The sequence below is a fragment of the Actinomyces faecalis genome (genome assembly GCF_013184985.2).
In the GTDB taxonomy this organism is placed as follows: domain Bacteria; phylum Actinomycetota; class Actinomycetes; order Actinomycetales; family Actinomycetaceae; genus Actinomyces; species Actinomyces faecalis.
On record NZ_CP063418.1, the window covers coordinates 2,046,050 to 2,065,540 of the forward strand.

The window sequence follows — 19,491 nt, forward strand, 5'->3', positions numbered from 1 at the left end:
CTCTCTTCTGTGGACGTGATGGGTAGATAGGTGGTCAGTCGACAGTCGTCAGCGGGCCATCGGCAGGCGCGGGTCAGGCTCCTGCCCTTCCCAGGACTGGCGAATCCAGTGGTGCGCCGGGTCGTCGGGGGCAAGCCAGACCAGGTCCTCGCTTGGCCCAGCCATGACGTTGAGGTAGTACATGTCGTATCCGGGCGCTGCCACGCACGGACCGTGGTAGCCGTAGGGCACCAGTGCCACGTCGCCGTTACGGATCTCGACGCACACGTCGATCGGCTTGTCGGGGCTGGAACCGTAGGTGCGGTGCAGACCGAAGCCGGGGTCGCCAGCGGGAGACGCGGCGATCTCGAAGTAGTAGATCTCCTCGAGCTCACGCTCGTCGGCCGTGTGAGCCTCGTGCTTGTGCGCCGGGTAGGAGGACCAGTTTCCGCCGGGAGTGATGACCTCGGTGACCAGGAGGTGGGAGGTCTCAACGTCGTTGTTCAGCGCGTAGTTAGTGACCTGACGCGAGCAGTCCCCCGCACCGCGAATGCCGGTGGTGGCCTTCTCACGCGGGAGGTAACGCACCGGCAGGTCGCGGGTCGCCACCGAGGACGGCAGGGCGAAGCGACCACCCTGTGCGCTGGTGAGGGTGAAGGACTTGCCCCGCGGAATGTACAGCGAGTCCGTGATCTGCTCGAAGACTCCGGTGCGGCCGTTGATCTCGTAGGTCTCGCCGTCGACCTCCACGCTCACGCCGCCCTCGAGCGGCAGGACGAGAAGCTCAGAGTCGCCCGAGGCCAGCGCCACGGACTCACCGGCAGCCAGGTTGACCACCCGAAGACCGGAGAAGCCCCAGCCCGCATCGGTCGCGGAGATGTCAACAGAAAGCTGGTCGTGCGCGGTCTGACCGGCACGGACGTGCATGTCAAGGGTCATGAGAGAAGTCCTACGGTGTTGTCGACGGCCCCGGCGACGTCGTCGTCGGGAGGGAACAGAAGGGAACGGCCGATCACCAGTCCCTTGACGGTGGGCAGATCAAGCGCACGGCGCCAGCTGTCACGAGCGGCGTCGGCGTCCGCAGACACCGCACCACCCAGGATAAGTGCGGGCAGGGTCGATGCCTCCATGACCCGTTCCATCTCCGGCACAGCCGGAAGCTTAAGCCATGTGTAGGCGCTGGTGCGCCCCAGCCCGGAGGCAATCGCCATTGAGGCGATGACGGCGTCAGGACTCAGATCATTGATGATCCTGCCCTTATCCCAGCGCGAGATGAATGGCTCGACCATGGCCATCACCTGACGCTCGGCTAGCTCGTCAACAGCCTTGGCGCAGGTCGCCAGGGTGTCCACAGTGCGCGGGTCCTCGTAGTTGATCCGCATGAGCATCTTGCCGCCGTCCAGGCGCGAGGCCACTACTCCGGCGGCGTCGTACCCGGTCATGCGGTCATCCATCTCGAAGGTGGCGCCGGCCAAGCCGCCGCGATTCATCGAGCCGTAGACGAGCTTGCCGTCCAGGGCACCCAGCAGTGCGAGATCCTCGATGAGGTCGGCAGTTCCCAGGAAACCGTCAACACCGGGGCGCGAGAGTGCTTCCACGCACCGAGCCAGGACCTCTTCACGCGAGGCCATCGCCATGGGGTCGCGGCCAGCAGCCAGCGCACCACGTGCGGGGTGGTCACAGGCGATGATCATCAGCTTGTCATCGCCGGCCGGCATGGTGCCGCGCGGGCGGTCAGCCATCACCTGAGCAATGCGCTCAGGCGTGTGCGTCCGGATCTCAACGATCTTGTCAGTCAGAGGTGTTGATGACATGACTCGCTCTCACAGGTCCTTCAGCTCGGGAGCGCACTGGTCACGGTAGGTCCGCATGACATCCAGCAGCTCAGGCTCGGCAGGCATCGCCGTGGAGCACTCCAGCCGGGAGGCGACAATCGCTCCGGCAGTCGAGGCCGCGAACACGGTCTTCTCCAGCGGCCAGCCCGACAGCAGGCCGTGGCAGATCGCGCCACCGAAGGCGTCGCCCGCGCCCAAGCCGTTGAGGGTCGTTGCCGGCGTCACCGGCATCTCCACCCGCTCGTCGCGAGTCTTGGCGAGCGTGCCATGCATGCCCTGCTTGACGATGGCAACCTCCACTCCCGCTTCGAGCAGGGCGTCGGCTGCACGCTCCGGGTCGCTCTCGCCCACAGCAATGCGGCACTCCTCGCGGTTACCGATGGCCACATTGACGTGAGGAAGGGCCTCAAAGACGTACTGGTGGGCCTCGTCCTCGCTCTCCCAGAAGCTGGCACGGTAGTCCAGATCCATGATGGTAACGCGCTTGCGCTCGCGGGCACCGAGTGCGGCATGGTGCGCCGTACGTGAGGGTTCTTTACTGAGACCGGTTGCGGAAATCCAGAAGATCTCTGCCTCGCGCACGGCATCCATGGGGATGTCTGCCTGGGTCAGCTCCAGGTCTGGAGCCGAGGGCTCGCGGTAGAAGTACAGGGGAAAATCGTCAGGCGGGAAGATCTCGCAGAACGTCAGCGGGGTGAGGAAGTCGGCCTTGGTGACGACGTAGTCGTCGTAGACGCCCAGTCGCCGCATCTCACGGCGGACGAAGCGACCGAAGGGGTCATCGCCCACACCGGTGATGACGGCGGAGCGGTGGCGGTAGCGAGCGGCTGCCACTGCCACGTTGGTGGGGCTGCCTCCCAGGAACTTGCCAAAGGACTCCACATCCTCCAGACCGACCCCGGTCTGGAGGGGGTAGACGTCAATGCCGCAACGTCCGATGGTCAGGACGTCAAGCGGTGGGGTACTGGTCGAGGCTGTCATGGCCTTCCCTTCCACATCGTCGGGGCGGGCGCGCACGGAGCGGCCGACTTCGCGCACGCCCCAAGCGTGCCCCTTACAGTCACCGGCGTCAAGTCTTTGTCCGTACAAATAATCGCGTGGCTCGCGAAGACACTCGGAGTGGCACAATCCGCTCCACCGAGCGCTCTTGCCACCCTGTCGACAGCGATTGTCCTGACCGTTCGTGCCATCTTGGGACTTCGAGCACCTGACGCGAGCGCCGTCATCACGTACGGTAAGAACGAGAACACGGCCCCGCGTCCACAAGCACGCCCGGGGCTGCCCCCTGAAGGAACACAGATGCCCGCTCCCTCCTATCAGCTCGAGGTCACCGTCGACCGCGCAAGCTCCGTCCCCCTCCACATGCAGATCTCCGAGCCGCTTGCGGCCCTGATCCTCGACGGCACTCTCGAGCCCGGCACCCGTCTTGAGGACGAAGTCTCGATGGCGCACCGCCTCAACGTCTCCCGACCCACCGCACGCCAGGCGCTACAGCGCCTAGCAGACCGCGGTCTGGTCGCCCGACGTCGCGGCGCGGGGACAACCGTCACCTCCCCTCACGTCCGCCGCCCGATGCAGCTCTCCAGCCTCCTCACCGACCTCACTGAGGGCGGGCACCAGGTAGAGACCGCTGTCGTGAGCTACGACCAGCACCCGGCGTCTGACGAGGAAGCGACCTTCCTGCAGATCGACCCTGGCACCGACGTCGTGCGAGTCCAGCGCCTGCGGCGCGCTGACGGCGAGCCCATCGCCTTGATGACCAACCTCATTCCGGCACGCATCGCCCCCGCACGCGAAGAGCTGGAGCACGAGGGTCTCTACGACCTCCTACGGCGCGAAGGTCAGGTTCCTGCGTCAGCCAACCAGGTCATCAGCGCCCGCAATGCCACGGCGAAGGAAGCCGAGGCACTGGGTGAGCATCGCCGGGCAGCACTGCTGACTGCCACGCGTACGGCCTACGACGCCAACGGTCAGGTCATTGAGTACGGCACACATATTTACCGCGCCTCCCGCTACTCCTTCGAGACCACACTCTTCACAAGCTGAGGCCTCCAAGGGGCTAGGCGCCACGGCACCCCGCGCCTGACGCCTGTCTGTCACCCGATTTCTGAATTTGTCCAGACAAATACTTGACGTGGAGGCCTTGGGGCACTTGAATGGAGCCATCGGCCGGCACGGCGAGGAAGCCGACCGCAGTCTCACATCTTCAGGAGATGCGCCAATGAGCATTGATTACACCCCCGGCCCTCTTCTCGAGGCCGCCCGCACCACCCCGACGGTGCTGTGGAACGACTCCGCTGACCCCGACGAGCTTCGTCAGTCCATCGCCTTCGGAGGCGTGGGCGCCACCTGCAACCCGACCATCGCCTACACCTGCATCAACCAGAAGAAGGAGCGTTGGATCCCTCGGATCAAGGAGATCGCCGAGGAGAACCCAACGATGTCCGAGTCCGAGATCGGCTGGCAGGTTGTCCGCGAGCTGTCCATCGAGGGCGCCAAGCTCTACGAGGGCATCTTCGAGGAGCACAAGGGCCGCAACGGACGCCTGTCCATGCAGACCGACCCCCGTCTGGCCCGCAGCGCCAAGGCTCTGGCCGACCAGGCCGAGGAGTTCTCCCAGCTCGCCAAGAACATCATCGTCAAGATCCCGGCCACCAAGACCGGTATCGAGGCCATCGAGGACGCCACCTACCGCGGTGTGTCCATCAACGTCACTGTCTCCTTCACCGTCGCCCAGGCTGTCGCCGCTGGTGAGGCCATTGAGCGCGGACTCAAGCGCCGCGAGGCTGAGGGCAAGGACGTCTCCACCATGGGCCCGGTCGTCACCCTCATGGGTGGGCGCCTGGATGACTGGCTCAAGATCGTGGCCAAGCGTGACCGTCTCTTCGTGGACCCGGGCATCTTCGAGTGGTCTGGCGTGGCCGCCCTCAAGCGCGCCTACCACGAGTTCCAGGCCCGTGGCCTGCGCGCCCGCGTGCTGTCCGCAGCCTTCCGCAACGTGATGCAGTGGTCTGAGCTCGTTGGCGGTGACCTGGTGGTCTCTCCGCCCTTCGCCTGGCAGAAGCTGATCAACGACTCCGGCTACAAGGTCGTGTCCAAGATTGACGACGAGGTCGACCCGAGGATCATGAAGGCCCTGCTCGAGATCCCCGAGTTCCGCCGCGCCTACGAGCCCGACGGCATGTCCATCGAGGAGTTCGAGACCTTCGGTGCCACCGTGCGTACCCTGCGCGGATTCATGCAGTCTGACGAGGACCTTGACGGCCTCGTCCGCGACGTCATCATGCCCCAGCCGTGAGGCACCGGGTCCGGGTCAGGTAGCAAGGTCACCTGACCCGGACCCTTTTCCTCCGTGCTCGCCAGTGGGACAACCCACGACGAGCACATTTCACTACCGCCGCGCTGACGCGCGTCATCAATGCCGCAAGGCATACTCACGTCATCACCAGCACACACAACAAGGAAGTTCCTATGCTGAACATCGCCCTCATCGGCGCCGGCCGCATCGGCCACGTCCACGCCAAGACCATCGCCGCCCACCCCCAGGCCGCCCTGGCCCTGGTGTGCGACCCCTTCGGCGACGCCGCCGAGAAGCTGGCCAGCCAGTACGGCACCCGCTCCTGCAAGGACGCTGAGGACGTCTTCGCCGATCCCGAGGTCGACGCCGTCGTCATCGGGTCCCCCACACCGCTGCACATCCCGCACCTGCTGGCCGCCGCCAAGGCCGGCAAGGCCGTGCTGTGCGAGAAGCCCATCGCCCTGGACATGAAGGACGTCGTTGCCGCCCAGACCGAGCTCGACGCCATCACCACCCCCGTGATGTTCGGCTTCAACCGCCGCTTCGACCCCAACTTCGCCGCCGTCCGCTCGGCAGTAAACGACGGCCGCATCGGTGACCTGGAGCAGCTCACCATCATCTCCCGCGATCCCGCCGCCCCGCCGGTGGAGTACATCAAGGTGTCCGGCGGCATCTTCCGCGACATGACGATCCACGACTTCGACACCGCTCGCTTCTTCCTGGGGGACATCGTTGAGGTCCACGCCGTCGGCCAGAACCTCGACCCCGCCATCAAGGAGACCGGCGACTACGACGCCGCCGTCGTCACCCTACGTGCCGCTTCTGGCGCCGTGGCCACGATCATCAACAACCGCCACTGCGCCTCCGGCTACGACCAGCGTCTGGAGGCCTCAGGTCGCGACGGCGCTCTGTTCGCTGAGAACGTCCGCGCCACCACGGTGCGCCTGTCCAACGCTGAGGTGACTGACGCCCAGGAGCCGTACCTCGACTTCTTCCTCGAGCGCTATGCCGACGCCTACCGCATCGAGCTGTCTGCCTTCATCGAGGCCGTTGAGGCCGGCGCTCCGACCCCGACCACCATCGCCGACGCCGTTGAGGCTCTGCGCCTGGCCGAGGCTGCCACGGAGTCCGCCAGGACCGGACAGCCCGTCCGCCTGGCCTGATTCGCAGCCACGCACGAGCCGACCTGGACGGCACCGTCCTTCCAGCGCTTCAGACGACGGCGTCCGCCACCGGCGGGCGCCGTCGCTGTGTCTGCGCCCCCACGACCCGCTGCCTCTCCGTCAACCCATATGACACATGTCTGGCCTGCACCGCACACCGACAACTCACCGCCGATCATATGTTGCCAAACACGTGTGACGAGACTACTCTTGTGAGACCACAATCACTCCCCTTGCCTCTTGCATGGAGGTCACCACGAGTACCTGGGCAAAGACTCTTGCCACAATTGCAGCCCTGAGCTTACTCACAGTCACTCCCGCAACCGGCTCACCGAGCAGCGACATACCAGCACAGCCGGACTGTAACACAGTCACAGCAATTGATTCCCTTGACAGGGATGAACTCATCACAGCCACACAGACGCTCAGGACTTCATTGGAGGATTTGATCAGGAGCGCGCTACCGGAAATACTGAGTCACTCCCTTTTGTCGATATCACCATTGACACATCAGACCCTAAGAACCCATCACTTGCAGTCGCACAACCCGACGCCGTCTCCGCATACGAGAAAGAACCCGCGTTCGCAAGAATCGCAGAGGCGAACACCTCCCTCACAACGACAACCGGCGCTTGTCCCGCTGGCCTGGTTCATCGATGTGAGAATTATAGCTTGAACTGCCTCAAATCAATCCCCCAGGATGGCTGGAGTCAATCTGCTCGGGGCTACCCGGAGCAGTCCCAAAAATTGCATGCTTCGTGGCAACGCTTGCAGGTAAAGCAGGAAAGTGCTGCACTAAATGGACGTGCAGCCCCAGCCTTTAATAGAGAGGATGCGTCACCATGCGGACATCAAGAACGGTTGGAGCCCTGGTCACTCTTGCTCTTTGTTTGTCATTTACCGTGATCGCGACCTACCGGGCGACCAGCGGCGTCAACCCATTTTCAGTCGCCACGTGGGCGCTCGGAATCGGCATTTCCCTCGGCTGGATCGCAGAAGCAGGCGCGAGAATCGTCACGTCACGAGCTCGTGCACGGACAATTGTCACCATCGGAACCGTAGCCCCGGGATTAGCTCTCGCCTTTGCCTGCGGCGTAGCATATACGTTCAGCACCACGTTACGCATGACCGATGTGTTAAGCTCATACACCTTTGAGCTGACACATCCAGCACTGTTGTGTGCCGCACTGTGCGTCTACCTCTCTATCCGCGCGCTCCTCCTGACGCACGCCCTTGCAGACCCAGCACAGGACGCAAGCCCAGAGGCTTAGGCACACGGGACCAGGGGAGGTGAGTTCCGGCGCTCACCTCCCCCAGTCCCGCTCGTCGAGTCAGCACACGGCGGTGGAACCACGGACCACCAGCTGCGCCGGCACGGTGAACAGGCTGCCGCCTCCGGCCTGGGCGAAACGCAGTACCCCCTGCCCCACCGTGGTACGCCAACCAGGATCCTCACAGCCCAGCTGCTCAATGAGGTGACGAACGGCAACGTCAGTTATCACGTCAACGTCCTGGCGCATCGTGGTCAGGTCCACAGCGCTCAGTGCCGTCATCTCGATCCCGTCAAAGCCGGCGACCGCGACCTCCTGCGGCACCCGCACCCCTCGTCGCCGCAGCTCCATTAGGGCACCCAGAGCGGCGCGGTCGTTGTAGAGCAGGAGCGCCTGGGGCAGCCCGCCACAGTCCGCGAGTGCTGCCACCGCCCGGATCCCCACCTCCTCGTTATCCCCACCCGGTACCACGTGGGCCCTCATGCCACGGGCCTCCATCGCCTGCTGGTAGGCCTGAGCGCGCAGCTGCGCGGACGAGGCCGCCCCGCCGTCGACGTACACAATCTCCCGCCGCCCGGTGGACAGCACGTGCTCGACTAGCCGGGCCACGGCCACCTCATCCTGGGAGCGCACGGCGTCCACACCCTCGGCATGACTCTGCCGACACAGCAGGAGCAGGGGAACCGCTCCGGCGGCCTCCCGCAGCTGCTCATGGGGAAGGTGTGAGTCAACCACGATGATCGCCTCGCAGCGGTTGCGCACCAGGGCGCGGATTCCCTCCGCCTCTGCGTGGCGTGGAGTCGAGGCAGCCAGCCCCAGGCCATGCCCGTGAACCTGGGCGGCGCGGTACAGTCCGTCTACCAGCTCCGCCTGGAAGGCCTGGCCGGGGAAATAAGACACCCCGATGATCCCCGCGTGCGAGGCACGCATGAGCCGGGCGCGAGGATCGGCCTCGTAGCCAAGCTCCGCCGCGACCTGGAGAATCTCCCGGCGAGTAGTCAAAGCGACGCCGGGGGCGTTGTTGAGCGCAGCCGAGACCGTCGAGATCGATCGGCCTGCACGTGTGGCCACGGTCGCGATCGTGACCGCGCGCCGAGAGCGGGGCACCACGGAACCTCCTCACATCGCTGACGATCTACTTGAACCACCGCGATTGTGGCACGTCCACCCCAGGTAGCCACATCGAGTTCCTAGGCGATGAGGCTTGACACGCGTCAATCGCAGGCAGCATACTCCTACCATGCGTTAACGCGCGTTAACACTCCAGTGAACACCCCCGTCAATGAGGACACCATCATGGATCAGACACTCTCCGTCGCCGTCATCGGTGCAGGTATGGCCGGCACCACCCACGCCAACGCCTGGCGACAGGTCGGCACCGTCTTCGACCTCGGCCTCCCCAAGGTCCGCCTCGCAGCCATCGCCGACGCCTACGAGCCCTTTGCCGTCGACGCCGCGGAGCGCTACGGCTACGAGAAGGCCGTCACTGACTGGCGCGACATCGCCGACGACCCCAGCATCGACATGGTCTCCATCGTGGTCGGCAACGCCCTGCACCGAGAGATTGCCGAAGCGATGATCCGCTCCGGCAAGCACGTCCTGTGCGAGAAGCCCCTGGCGGACACACTCGAGAACGCCAAGGCCATGGCCGAGGCTGAAGCGGCCATCCCCGGCGTCGTCACCTCCACCGGCTTCACCTACCGCCGCAACGCGGCCGTGGCCGAGATCAAGAAGCTGGTCGAGACCGGCCACCTGGGCGAGATCAACCACATCAACGCCCGCTACTGGTGCGACTACGGCGCTGACCCGTCCACCCCGATGGCCTGGCGCTACTCCGGCCCCATGGGCTCCGGCGCCCTGGGCGACGTCGGCTCCCACCTCATCGACACCGCAGAGACCATCTGTGGTCGCCTGGTCTCCGTCTCCGGTGGCGCCCTCGTCACGGCGATCAAGGAGCGCCCTGTCGCCAAGGGCCACGTCACCCGCGGCACCGCGCTGGACACCTCCAACGCGGAGATGGCTCCGGTCACCAACGACGACGTCGCCTCCTTCACTGGAGTCTTCGAGAACGGCGCCGTCGGCACCTTCTCCGCCTCGCGCATCACTTGGGGCATGCCCAACGCCATGATGATCGACGTTCACGGCTCCCAGGGCCGCGCCTACTGGGACCTGGCTCGCACCGGCGAGATCATGGTCGACGACGCCTCGGCACCTGCCGGACTGTCCGGCCCCCGCCAGGTCCTGGTCAACCCTACCTTCCCCTACTTCGAGCGCGGTTCCTCCATGGCCTTCGGCGGCGTGGGCTGCACCCAGATCGAGCAGTTCACCTACCAGGCCTACGCCTTCCTCCAGCAGGTCGCTGGTGTGGCAGAAGCCGAGTCGCTGCCTCGCTGCGCCACCTTCGCCGACGGCTACCGCGAGATGCTCATTGCCAACGCTGTTGCCGAGTCAGCAGCCAACGGAGGCGCCGCCGTCGACGTCTCTCGCTTCAACAAGTGATCACCACCCACCACAGCTCTGAGGAGAACACCACCATGGCACTCACCTACGGCGCCTACACCGCCTGCCTCGGCGACCACAGCCTGTCCGAGACCCTCGACGTCCTCAAGGCTGCCGGCCTGACCGGCGCAGAGGTCAACGTCGGAGGATTCATCCCCTCCCCTCACTGCCCCGTTGACTCGCTGCTCGCCTCCAAGACCGCCCGCGAGGACTACCTGGGGATCTTCGAAGACAAGGGCATGGTCCTGTCCGGTCTCAACACCTCCGGCAACCCCACCTCGCCGCTGCCCAACGAGGGCCTCAAGCACGCCGAGGACCTGCGCAACGCTATCCGCCTAGCCGGCGCACTGGGCGTGAAGGAAATCGTCACGATGTCGGGCACCCCCGGCACCGACCCGACCGCCAAGTACCCCACCTGGGTTGTCAACCCCTGGAACGGGATCGACATGGAGATCCTGGACTACCAGTGGAGCGTCGTCGTTCCTTTCTTCAAGGAGATCGACGCGCTCGCCCGGGACAATGACGTCAAGGTCTGCCTGGAGCTCCACCCGCGCAACCTCGTCTTCAACGTTCCCTCCTTCGAGCGTCTGATTGAGGAGACCGCCGCGACGAACCTGCGCGTCAACATGGACCCCTCGCACCTGTTCTGGCAGCAGATGGATCCCATCGCCGCCACCAAGCGCCTGGGCAACCTCATCGGTCACGTCCACGCCAAGGACACCAAGATCTTCCCCGGAGCCTCCTACCGCGGCGTTCTCGACACCGACTTCGGCCACGTCCCGGCTGAGGCTGAGGGCAAGGTCCCCGTGGCCTACGGCTACTGGTGCAACTCCTGGCCCCAGGACCCGGCATGGCGCTTCGTCGCCTTCGGCCTGGGCCACGACACCGACTACTGGACCGAGTTCCTGCGCGCCATCGAGCAGGCTGACCCGAACATGAACGTCAACATCGAGCACGAGGACGCCGAGTACGGCAACGTCGAGGGCCTGCAGATTTCCGCCTCGAATCTGCTGGCTGCTGCCAAGGCGCTGTGACCCGGCCCTGACTGGTCTGGGCCGACTCAGTGCCCAGGCCAGTCAGACCAGGACTTTTCCTTGACGTCCCTTGCCTTTCCCTTCCCCGGCACACCCAACCTCGTCGATCCGCTGAGGTAGGGAAGCACAAGCCCGGGACTGCGGTGACGCGCGTGGCGCCACCGCAGTCCCGGGCTGACGTGTATCTGCTCGTCCCCGGCGCGCATGATCCGCCGATATCCGCCTCCGCGTGTGCAGAGCTGTTGCGGCTCACCCCAGGCGCACGTGTATCCGACCTGGACGGGGCCGGTACGACGGCGACTCAGCCCCGCAGGATCGACGAGGCACGCACCGCCAAAACCGGCGCGACCGTGACGTGACGCCCGGCACCCACGTGCGAGCGGCCCTGAGATGCGGCAGGTGGCAAGGCAGAAGCATCCTCTGCAGCGTCGCCGTCGGTTCCACCGGCTGCATCTGCGTCGTCTGCCTGCACTCGCCCTGAGCGCTCACACACAAAACGGATCGCGTCACGCGCCATCGTCTCAGCAGGCTGCTCCACGCTGGTGATCGAGAACTCCTCCCGGCGAGCCAGGTAGGTGTCGTCGTAAGAGACCAGAGGAACCCATAGTGCCGATCCACGCAAGACCGCGAGCGCATCCAGGGCAACGACGTCGTTGTGCGCCACCACCCCAGGGTGGAAGCCACGATCCCATGCGCGTTGCAAGGCCTGACGCAGCCCCGAGCTGCTCTGTGCCCCAGCAACCACCGTCTCCAGCTCCGTGTCTGCCTGGACGGCTGCGTGCCGCAAGGCTTCACCACGTTCAACAGCGTTGGGATCCTCGTGACGGGGCGGCGTGAGGTAGACCAGGCTGTCCGCTCCGGCCTCGCGCAGGTGTGCGACGACGGCGCTCGCAGCCGCCGCTTCATCCAGGCGGACGGTGTCAGTTGCGCCACCCGCGCTTGCACGGCCCACGAGGCAGACGGATGTCTCCTCGCCCAACGCACGGATAGCGGCGTCTGACATCGCCGGTGAAACCAGGACGAGCCCTTCGAGCTGCATGGCGAGCAGGGCTTCCAGGGCCTGGCGCCCTGCGCCGTCGTCGTCGGGACTGCCGGAGGCGATGGCGATGATGAGTGTCAGCCCCGCTTGTCTGGCAGCTTCTTGCAGACAGTGAGCGATGTAGTCGAAGAACGGGTTGCGTAGATCCGGGAGGACCAGGCCGAGGAGTCCGGAGTGTCCTGACGCGAGTGCCGCAGCGCTGCGGTTGACGCGGTAGCCCAGGCGCTGGGCCGTGGCAAGGATATGGTTGCGGGTGGTAGGAGCGACACGGGAGGACCCTGCCAGCGCCATGGAGACCAGGCCGCGCGAGACCCCCGCCTCCTGAGCGACCTCAGCCTGGGTGACGGCACGTGCACGGCCAGAGCCTTCCATGTCCCATCCCACTTCCTGCCGGTCCTGATGGGGCTGGAGTGCCCCGGTCCCGATCATCGTCGCTGGCCCTGACCACGTGCAAGCACCTTGATGCCGCGCAGAGGACTATTGCTCCCGCCCCACCCAGCCGCCCCACTATGCCTCTCGCCACAACGTGACCTTTGACGGTTGACCACCATACGGCTACACCACGCACACGCTTCGAGGCACAATCAGTCTGGGCGGGTTCGCTCGATCGACCCGCCCGGCTCGACTCCGAGATCCCAACGAAGGAACGCATCAACGTGGCGCGCAGTATCTACATCGCCTCACCCAATGCCGCAACCGGCAAGACGACCGTGGCCCTGGGCCTCATCGCCTCACTGACCAAGGTCGTCGCGAAGGTGGGCGTGTTCCGCCCCTTCGTCGCCACCCACGAGCAGGACCCGGTCCTGGAGCTCCTGCTGACCCGCGCAGGCTCAAGCGCAGACCCCGCCAGCTGCGTGGGTGTGACCTGGGACGAGCTGCGTGCGGATCCCGAGGAGTCCCTGACTCGTATCGTCGACTCCTACCGTGCCCTGGCCCGTGAGCACGACGTTGTCATCATCGACGGCTCCGACTTCGACGACGTCGCCGGCACCCCGGAGCTCTCTCTTAACGCCCGGGTAGCAGCCAACATTGGTGCCCCGGTTCTGCTGGTTGTCTCCGGTAGTCAGAGCGCTGCTGACGTACGCTCCTCCGCCGAGGTCTCCATCGCCGAGATCGCAGAGAACCACGCACGCACCGTTGCGGTGCTGGCCAACCGCTGCCAGGCTGAGACCCGTCAGGCCGTGGCTGACGCCATCGCAGAGATCCCCGGAGTCACGACGACGACCCTGCCCGAGGTCCCTTTCCTGTCTGCCCCGACGCTGCGCGAGATCGCCACGGCCCTGGAGGCCACCCTCATCGCCGGTGACGAGGCGCTGCTGGACCGTGAGGCGGAGTCCCTGCTCGTGGGCGCCATGGATGTCTCTCACCTCCTGGAGCGCCTGACTGAGGGGCAGGTGGTTATCACCCCGGCCGACCGCTCAGCCGTCCTGATCTCCCTGGCTGCCGCCAACGCAGCTTCCGGCTTCCCGAACCTGGCCGCCCTCATCCTCAACGGCGGCTTCGAGCCTGCCCCGTACGTCTTGCAGCTGCTCAAGGGCCTCGACCAGCCCATCCCGGTGCTCACCACCGAGCGGGACACCTTCGAGGCCGCCAAGGTCGCCGGCGCGGTCACCGGCAGCCTGGCACACGCCTCGGACCGCAAGATTGACGTCGCCGTCACCACCTTCGAGCAGGAGGCGGACCTGGACGCCCTGCTCAGCGCCCTGGAGGTCGAGCCCTCAGCCGTGGTCACCCCGGTCATGTTCCAGGCCGAGCTGGTTGAGCGCGCCCGCGCCGACCGCCGCACCATCGTCCTGCCCGAGCCGGACGACGACCGCATCCTCCACGCCGCCGACGCCATCCTGCGTCGCGGGATCTCCGACGTCGTCCTTCTGGGCGAGGAGGAGACGGTACGCACCCGTGCCACCGAGCTGGGCCTGGACATCGCCGCCGCGCGCGTGGTCTCGACCTCCGACCCGGAGCTGCTGGAGAAGTACGCCGCCGAGTTCGCGCGCCTGCGCGCCAAGAAGGGCGTGACCCTGGAGCAGGCGCGTGAGAAGGTCCAGGACGTGTCCTACTTTGGCACGATGATGGTCCACATGGGAGACGCCGACGGCATGGTCTCTGGCGCTGCCCACACCACCGCCCACACGATCGTCCCCTCCTTCCAGATCATCAAGACCAAGCCGGGCACCTCCATCGTCTCCTCGGTCTTCCTCATGCTCCTGGAGGACCGGGTCCTCGTCTACGGCGACTGCGCCGTCAACCCCGAGCCCACGGCCGCTGAGCTGGCCGACATCGCCATCTCCTCGGCCGAGACCGCCCGCCAGTTCGGCGTCGAGCCGCGCGTAGCCATGCTGTCCTTCTCCACCGGTACCTCGGGCAAGGGCGTGGACGTGGACAAGGTCCGTGAGGCCACCGAGATCGTGCGCTCCAAGGCGCCCGAGCTCGCGGTGGAGGGGCCGATCCAGTACGACGCCGCCATCGACCCCACCGTGGCGGCCAAGAAGGCTCCTGGCTCCGCGGTGGCCGGCAAGGCCACTGTCTTCATCTTCCCGGACCTGTCAGCCGGCAACATCGGCTACAAGGCCGTGCAGCGCTCCTCCGGCGCCATCGCGATCGGCCCGGTGCTGCAGGGCCTGAACAAGCCGGTCAACGACCTGTCGCGAGGCGCGCTGGTCGAGGACATCATCAACACCGTCGCCATCACCGCCGTCCAGGCACAGGGCTGAGCCACCGGGGCGTTGGACGCGGCCCTCAGGTCCGCGCCCGGCGCCCCGTGCTGCCGCCTCTCTATCCACCCCTCACGCGCGCCACCAGAAAGGCACCCCATGACCACGCGTACCGTCCTCGTCATCAACTCCGGCTCCTCCTCCATCAAGTACCAGCTGGTGGACCCGGACTCCGGCGACTCACTGGCCTCCGGCATCGTTGAGCGCATCGGCGACTCCACCGGCTCCATCACCCACAAGCACGCTGGCGAGAAGGTCGAGATCAACGAGCCTGTCCCGGACCACGGCTTCGGCCTGGCCGAGGTCCTGCGACTGTTCGAGGAGCACGGCCCCTCCCTGGCTGATGCCCGCATCGTGGCCGTGGGCCACCGCGTGGTCCAGGGCGGCCGCTACTTCTCCGGCCCGGCCCTCATCGACGACGAGGTCGTGGCCAAGATCGAGGAGCTCGTGCCGCTGGGCCCGCTGCACAACCCCGCCCACCTCAAGGGCATCGAGGTCGCCCGCAAGCTGCTGTCTGACGTGCCGCACGTGGCCGTCTTCGACACCGCCTTCTTCCAGAACCTGCCGGAGGAGGCCGCCCGCTACGGCCTCAACCGTGAGATTGCGGACAAGTACTCCATCCGCCGCTACGGCGCCCACGGCACCAGCCACCAGTTCGTCTCCCAGGCCATCTCTGAGCGCCTGGGCCGAGATGACCTCAAGCAGATCGTCCTGCACCTGGGCAACGGCGCCTCCGTGTCCGCCGTCGTCAACGGCAAGGCCGTGGAGACCTCCATGGGGCTCACCCCGCTGGAGGGGCTCATCATGGGCGGACGTACCGGCGACATCGACCCCGCTGCCGTCTTCCACCTGGTCCGCGTGGCCGGCATGAGCATCGACGAGATCGACCACCTGTTCAACCGCGAGTCCGGCATGAAGGGGTTGACCGGCGAGTCGGACATGCGCGAGGTGTGGAAGATGATCAACGCCGGGGACCAGCAGGCTCGCGAGTCCATGGACATCTACCTCCACCGCCTGACCAAGTACGTCGGCGCCTACACCGCCGTCATGGGCGGCCTGGACGCCCTGACCTTCACCGCCGGGATCGGCGAGAACGACAAGGGCGTGCGTGAGGGCCTGTGCGAGCGACTGGCCTACCTGGGCATCAAGATCGACCCGGAGAAGGACCCGATGCGCATCTCCGAGCCGACGACCATCTCGACGGAGGACTCCTCCGTCGTCGTCACGGTCTACCCGACCAACGAGGAGCTGGCAATCGCCCGCCAGGCGCTGACCCTCATTTAAAATCGTGGTTTTGCGTACGGGACCGGGGTATACAAGCTGTTGTATACCCCGGTCCCGTACGCAAAACCACGGTTCAGATGGGCCTCAAGGACAACCGCCCGCCGGCAGCCTCGCCCTCCTACGCCCCCGGCCAGCCCGGTCCCGAGGGCACAGCGGTTCCCTGCTGGTAGGCCGTCGCCGCAGCACGCGCGAGGTCGTCTGCGCGCTCGTTGGCCGGGTGACCCGCGTGACCCTTGACCCACTCGAAACGCACCTGACGGCCGGCCAGCGCCGCATCCAGAGCCTTCATAAGGTCCTCGTTGAGCACCGGCTTGCCGTCAGCCTTGCGCCAGCCTCGCCTCTTCCAGCCGTGACGCCACGTGGTCAGGGAGTTGATGACGTACTGGGAGTCGGCCTGGATGAGCAGCTCCTCCCCTGCCAGCCCGGCCGCAGCCGTCGCCTGCAGGAGCTCCAGGACAGCGGTGAGCTCTCCGCGGTTGTTCGTCGACTCCGGCCAGCCACCAGCCGCCCAGCAGGACTCGTCCACGTACCAGGCCCAGCCAGCGGGACCGGGGTTACCCAGGGCGGATCCGTCCGCCGCAGCGATGATCGTCATGGTCACACCCTAGCGGCAGGCCCGTCCCCGGCCACAGGCCGCGCCGCGCACCTCGGTCTGATGAGGAGGAGGGGGATGATCCGCCACCTCTCCGGCTACAGGAGGCGCCGCAGTCCTCTTCACGCGTTGGAGGGGTGCCCACCCCATGCGGATAGGCACCCCTCCAACGCGTGAAGAGAACGGGACTCAGGCGTCCAGGTCGGTCTCCAGGAGGGCCTTGAGGTCAGCCAGAGCCTTGTCGCTATCAGCGTCGGAGGACTCCAGGACAACCACGTCGCCGTATGCGGCACCCAGGGTCATGACACCGAGGATCGAGGCGGCGTCCACCGGAGCGCCCCCCTCCTTGGCGATGGTGACCTTGACACCGGAGTCGGCGACGGCCTTGACGAAGGTGGCGGCGGGACGGGCGTGCAGCCCGACCTTGGAGGCAATAGTGGCAGTAACCTGTGCCATAGGTGACTCCTTCTCAATGGTTGGGGGCATGCTGGACAGCGGTCCCGACAACACGTGCGGTCATCAGCGGGGCGCTGATGTTGACCATGACACTACCCGACTTCGCCCTGTCTGGGGCACCGGTTCAGCACATCGGGCACGTCACGGAGACCACTCAAACCCGCCGCCGGTCGACGTCCCTCTTCATCGTCATCGGCCAGAACCCACCCCTGCCTCCATGAGCCGGTATCCGGGCTCGCCTCAGCCCAGGCCACACAGAACGAGGCGCAGCCGCCTCCGCGCTCACCTGGCTTCTGGCTCAGCTTGGGTCATAAGGGGCGAGGACGACCTCAACGCGCTGGAGCTCCTTGACGTCGGCGTAGCCCGTCGTCGCCAGGGTACGGCGCAGCGCGCCGACGATGTTGAGCGTGCCGTCGGCCCGGTCCGAGGGCCCGCACAGGATCTCCTCCATCGTGCCCACCGTACCCACGTAGGAGCGGTAGCCACGAGGCAGGGCGTCGTGGCGCGCCTCCGCTCCCCAGTGGTATCCGCCGCCGGGAGCCTCCTGCGCTCGCGCCAGCGCCGCTCCGAGCATGACCGCGTCCGCTCCGCAGGCGATGGCCTTGACCACGTCGCCGGAGTTTCCTACCGAGCCGTCCGCAATGACGTGGACGTAACGCCCCCCGGACTCGTCGAGGTAGTCACGGCGTGCCGCCGCCACGTCCGCCACCGCCGTCGCCATGGGCATGTGCAGGCCCAGGACCTGACGGATCGAGGAGGAGGCCCCTCCCCCCTGACCCACGAGCACAGCAGCGGCGCCGGTGCGCATGAGGTGGAGCGCCGCAGTGTAGGTCGTCACACCGCCCACGATGACGGGGACGTCGAGCTCGTAGATGAAACGCTTGAGGTTAAGGGGCTCGGCGTCGCCCGAGACGTGCTCGGCAGACACCACCGAGCCACGGATCACGAACAGGTCCACGCCGGCCTCGACCACGGTGCGCCAGTGGCGAAGGGTCTGGGCAGGGCTCAGCCTGCCGGCGACGACGACACCCGCCTGACGAACCTGCGCCAGACGCTCGCGGATCAGCTCTGGTCGCACCGGCGCCCTGTAGACCTCCTGCAGGACGCGAGTGGCCTGCTCCGGGGCGGCCTGACGGATACGCCGCAGGGCGGGCTCGGGGTCCTCGTACCGGGTCCACAGACCCTCCAGGTCAAGCACCCCGATACCACCAAGGCGGCCGACCATGATCGCGGTGTCCGGACTCATCACAGAGTCCATAGGTGCGGCCATCACAGGCATGTCCACGTGGTAGGCATCGATCTGCCAGCCCAGGCGCACATCCCGGGTGTCCCGGGTCCGTCGTGCGGGAACGAGGGCGATGTCGTCAAAGGAATACGCCTGGCGGGCTCGCTTGGAACGTCCGATCTCGACCTCTGCGCTCATAGACGGATGGTAGGACACCCCAGGCGCGGACCGCCTTGCGCGCTGAGTTCGTGTCAGACCCTGGTGGCAGACTCGGGGTCATGAGCGAGCACCACCTCACCACGTCCTGGGCCACCGGCCCCTTTCTCGGCTTCGACACCGAGACCACCGGCGTCGATCCCTCCCGTGACCGTCTGGTCACCGCTGCCCTGGTCCACCGCGGCCCGCTCCAGGCCGACGGCGGGAGGAGCCAGGAGGTCCTGACCTGGCTGGCCGACCCGGGGGTCCCGATCCCCTCCAGCGCCAGCGCCGTCCACGGCATCAGTACCGAACGGGCGCAGGCCGAAGGTCGCCCGGCGCACGAGGTGCTGGAGGAGGTCGCCGTCCACCTCGCCACGGCGATGGCTGGCGGGACGCCAGTCGTTGTCTTCAACGCCTCCTTCGACCTCACGCTGATGGAACACGAGCTCACCCGTCACGGGCTGGACACCTTGCACCAGCGCCTGGGCGGTCCCCTGGCGCCTGTGCTGGACCCTTTGGTCCTGGACCGGGCGGTGGACCGATGGCGCAAGGGCAAGCGTCGCCTTGACGCCATGTGTCATGTCTACGGCGTCCAGGTCGACGAGGCCCTGCACACCGCCGAGGTCGACGTGGCCGCGACTCTTGACGTCCTTGAGGCCCTGGCCCAGGCGTATCCCGAGGTGGCGCGCATGAGCCTGGAGGACCTCCAGTCCTTCCAGGTGACCGCGCACCGCCGTTGGGCGGAGTCCCTCAATGACTGGCTACGTCGCCAAGGTCGTGTACCGGACGCGGGTACCACCTGGCCGCTGGCCACCGGCTGCTGACGCTGCTGTCTGACCGCGCAGGCCGGACCTGTCCCGGTCCGGGTGAGGGCGCAGAGCCCAGCCACCCTCGCACGCACGGGCCC

The 19,491-nt window shown here is 66.5% G+C and carries 16 protein-coding genes; 8 read left to right on the plus strand and 8 right to left on the minus strand.

The genetic code is table 11. The features are described from left to right. Window positions 1-48 precede the first annotated feature (48 nt). From iolB to iolC, 3 genes are read right to left on the minus strand one after another with little or no spacing between them, the layout of a single operon-like run. On the minus strand, window positions 49-918 hold the full coding sequence (gene iolB / locus HRL51_RS08765; protein WP_172120322.1) for a 5-deoxy-glucuronate isomerase: 870 nt from the start codon (window positions 916-918) through the stop codon (window positions 49-51). Continuing rightward, on the minus strand, window positions 915-1,793 hold the full coding sequence (locus tag HRL51_RS08770; RefSeq protein WP_172191341.1) for a Cgl0159 family (beta/alpha)8-fold protein: 879 nt from the start codon (window positions 1,791-1,793) through the stop codon (window positions 915-917). The genes iolB and HRL51_RS08770 overlap by 4 nt, the downstream gene beginning before the upstream one ends. Before the next feature lie 9 nt (window positions 1,794-1,802). Then, window positions 1,803-2,795 (minus strand): 5-dehydro-2-deoxygluconokinase, encoded by a 993-nt coding sequence (iolC, locus tag HRL51_RS08775; protein ID WP_172120324.1) that lies wholly within the window; start codon window positions 2,793-2,795, stop codon window positions 1,803-1,805. Window positions 2,796-3,113: 318 nt separating this feature from the next. On the opposite strand from iolC, the gene HRL51_RS08780 reads away from it, so the two are divergent. The 3 genes from HRL51_RS08780 (at window position 3,114) to iolG (ending at window position 6,275) form a co-directional block, all read left to right on the plus strand. Further along, window positions 3,114-3,860, plus strand: a complete 747-nt coding sequence (locus tag HRL51_RS08780) for a GntR family transcriptional regulator (RefSeq protein WP_172191343.1) — start codon at window positions 3,114-3,116, stop codon at window positions 3,858-3,860. Between the two features lie 175 nt (window positions 3,861-4,035). Next, window positions 4,036-5,112 (plus strand): transaldolase family protein, encoded by a 1,077-nt coding sequence (locus HRL51_RS08785; RefSeq protein ID WP_172191345.1) that lies wholly within the window; start codon window positions 4,036-4,038, stop codon window positions 5,110-5,112. A 173-nt stretch (window positions 5,113-5,285) separates the two neighbouring features. Beyond that, on the plus strand, window positions 5,286-6,275 hold the full coding sequence (gene iolG, locus HRL51_RS08790) for an inositol 2-dehydrogenase (protein WP_172191347.1): 990 nt from the start codon (window positions 5,286-5,288) through the stop codon (window positions 6,273-6,275). Between the two features lie 1,331 nt (window positions 6,276-7,606). On the opposite strand, the gene HRL51_RS08795 is transcribed toward iolG, so the two are convergent. Beyond that, entirely contained in the window at window positions 7,607-8,653 is a 1,047-nt protein-coding gene (locus HRL51_RS08795) for a LacI family DNA-binding transcriptional regulator (protein WP_172120331.1), read from the minus strand. A gap of 189 nt (window positions 8,654-8,842) precedes the next feature. Here HRL51_RS08795 and HRL51_RS08800 point away from each other — a divergent pair, with 189 nt between their 5' ends. Beyond that, on the plus strand, window positions 8,843-10,045 hold the full coding sequence (locus HRL51_RS08800; RefSeq protein ID WP_172120332.1) for a Gfo/Idh/MocA family protein: 1,203 nt from the start codon (window positions 8,843-8,845) through the stop codon (window positions 10,043-10,045). A 35-nt stretch (window positions 10,046-10,080) separates the two neighbouring features. Then, entirely contained in the window at window positions 10,081-11,079 is a 999-nt protein-coding gene (locus HRL51_RS08805) for a sugar phosphate isomerase/epimerase family protein (RefSeq protein WP_172120334.1), read from the plus strand. A gap of 301 nt (window positions 11,080-11,380) precedes the next feature. Here HRL51_RS08805 and HRL51_RS08810 read toward each other — a convergent pair whose 3' ends face one another. Then, window positions 11,381-12,490, minus strand: coding sequence for a LacI family DNA-binding transcriptional regulator (locus HRL51_RS08810; RefSeq protein ID WP_172120336.1), 1,110 nt, complete (start codon window positions 12,488-12,490; stop codon window positions 11,381-11,383). Between the two features lie 284 nt (window positions 12,491-12,774). Here HRL51_RS08810 and pta point away from each other — a divergent pair, with 284 nt between their 5' ends. Then, window positions 12,775-14,829, plus strand: a complete 2,055-nt coding sequence (pta, locus tag HRL51_RS08815; protein WP_172120338.1) for a phosphate acetyltransferase — start codon at window positions 12,775-12,777, stop codon at window positions 14,827-14,829. A 99-nt stretch (window positions 14,830-14,928) separates the two neighbouring features. After that, window positions 14,929-16,113: an acetate/propionate family kinase gene (locus HRL51_RS08820; protein WP_172191349.1), complete on the plus strand. Its 1,185-nt coding sequence runs from the start codon at window positions 14,929-14,931 to the stop codon at window positions 16,111-16,113. A gap of 118 nt (window positions 16,114-16,231) precedes the next feature. On the opposite strand, the gene HRL51_RS08825 is transcribed toward HRL51_RS08820, so the two are convergent. From HRL51_RS08825 to HRL51_RS08835, 3 genes are all read right to left on the minus strand, one after another. Next, window positions 16,232-16,708: a ribonuclease H family protein gene (locus HRL51_RS08825; protein ID WP_172120341.1), complete on the minus strand. Its 477-nt coding sequence runs from the start codon at window positions 16,706-16,708 to the stop codon at window positions 16,232-16,234. A gap of 186 nt (window positions 16,709-16,894) precedes the next feature. After that, window positions 16,895-17,161, minus strand: a complete 267-nt coding sequence (locus HRL51_RS08830) for an HPr family phosphocarrier protein (protein WP_172191351.1) — start codon at window positions 17,159-17,161, stop codon at window positions 16,895-16,897. 298 nt (window positions 17,162-17,459) lie between these two features. Further along, window positions 17,460-18,584, minus strand: coding sequence for a GuaB3 family IMP dehydrogenase-related protein (locus HRL51_RS08835; protein WP_172120343.1), 1,125 nt, complete (start codon window positions 18,582-18,584; stop codon window positions 17,460-17,462). An 80-nt stretch (window positions 18,585-18,664) separates the two neighbouring features. On the opposite strand from HRL51_RS08835, the gene HRL51_RS08840 reads away from it, so the two are divergent. Continuing rightward, complete coding sequence (locus HRL51_RS08840; protein WP_172191353.1) at window positions 18,665-19,408, plus strand: exonuclease domain-containing protein; 744 nt, start codon at window positions 18,665-18,667, stop codon at window positions 19,406-19,408. Window positions 19,409-19,491 lie beyond the last annotated feature (83 nt).

Bases quoted from the DNA above. Each gene is read 5' to 3' on its own strand.
- HRL51_RS08830 (WP_172191351.1), bottom strand. From the start codon at position 17,161: ATGGCACAGGTTACTGCCACTATTGCCTCCAAGGTCGGGCTGCACGCC.
- HRL51_RS08840 (WP_172191353.1), top strand. From the start codon at position 18,665: ATGAGCGAGCACCACCTCACCACGTCCTGGGCCACCGGCCCCTTTCTC.
- HRL51_RS08810 (WP_172120336.1), bottom strand. From the start codon at position 12,490: ATGGAAGGCTCTGGCCGTGCACGTGCCGTCACCCAGGCTGAGGTCGCT.
- HRL51_RS08800 (WP_172120332.1), top strand. From the start codon at position 8,843: ATGGATCAGACACTCTCCGTCGCCGTCATCGGTGCAGGTATGGCCGGC.
- iolB (WP_172120322.1), bottom strand. From the start codon at position 918: ATGACCCTTGACATGCACGTCCGTGCCGGTCAGACCGCGCACGACCAG.
- HRL51_RS08825 (WP_172120341.1), bottom strand. From the start codon at position 16,708: ATGACGATCATCGCTGCGGCGGACGGATCCGCCCTGGGTAACCCCGGT.
- HRL51_RS08835 (WP_172120343.1), bottom strand. From the start codon at position 18,584: ATGAGCGCAGAGGTCGAGATCGGACGTTCCAAGCGAGCCCGCCAGGCG.
- HRL51_RS08820 (WP_172191349.1), top strand. From the start codon at position 14,929: ATGACCACGCGTACCGTCCTCGTCATCAACTCCGGCTCCTCCTCCATC.
- iolC (WP_172120324.1), bottom strand. From the start codon at position 2,795: ATGACAGCCTCGACCAGTACCCCACCGCTTGACGTCCTGACCATCGGA.
- HRL51_RS08770 (WP_172191341.1), bottom strand. From the start codon at position 1,793: ATGTCATCAACACCTCTGACTGACAAGATCGTTGAGATCCGGACGCAC.
- HRL51_RS08780 (WP_172191343.1), top strand. From the start codon at position 3,114: ATGCCCGCTCCCTCCTATCAGCTCGAGGTCACCGTCGACCGCGCAAGC.
- HRL51_RS08805 (WP_172120334.1), top strand. From the start codon at position 10,081: ATGGCACTCACCTACGGCGCCTACACCGCCTGCCTCGGCGACCACAGC.
- HRL51_RS08785 (WP_172191345.1), top strand. From the start codon at position 4,036: ATGAGCATTGATTACACCCCCGGCCCTCTTCTCGAGGCCGCCCGCACC.
- iolG (WP_172191347.1), top strand. From the start codon at position 5,286: ATGCTGAACATCGCCCTCATCGGCGCCGGCCGCATCGGCCACGTCCAC.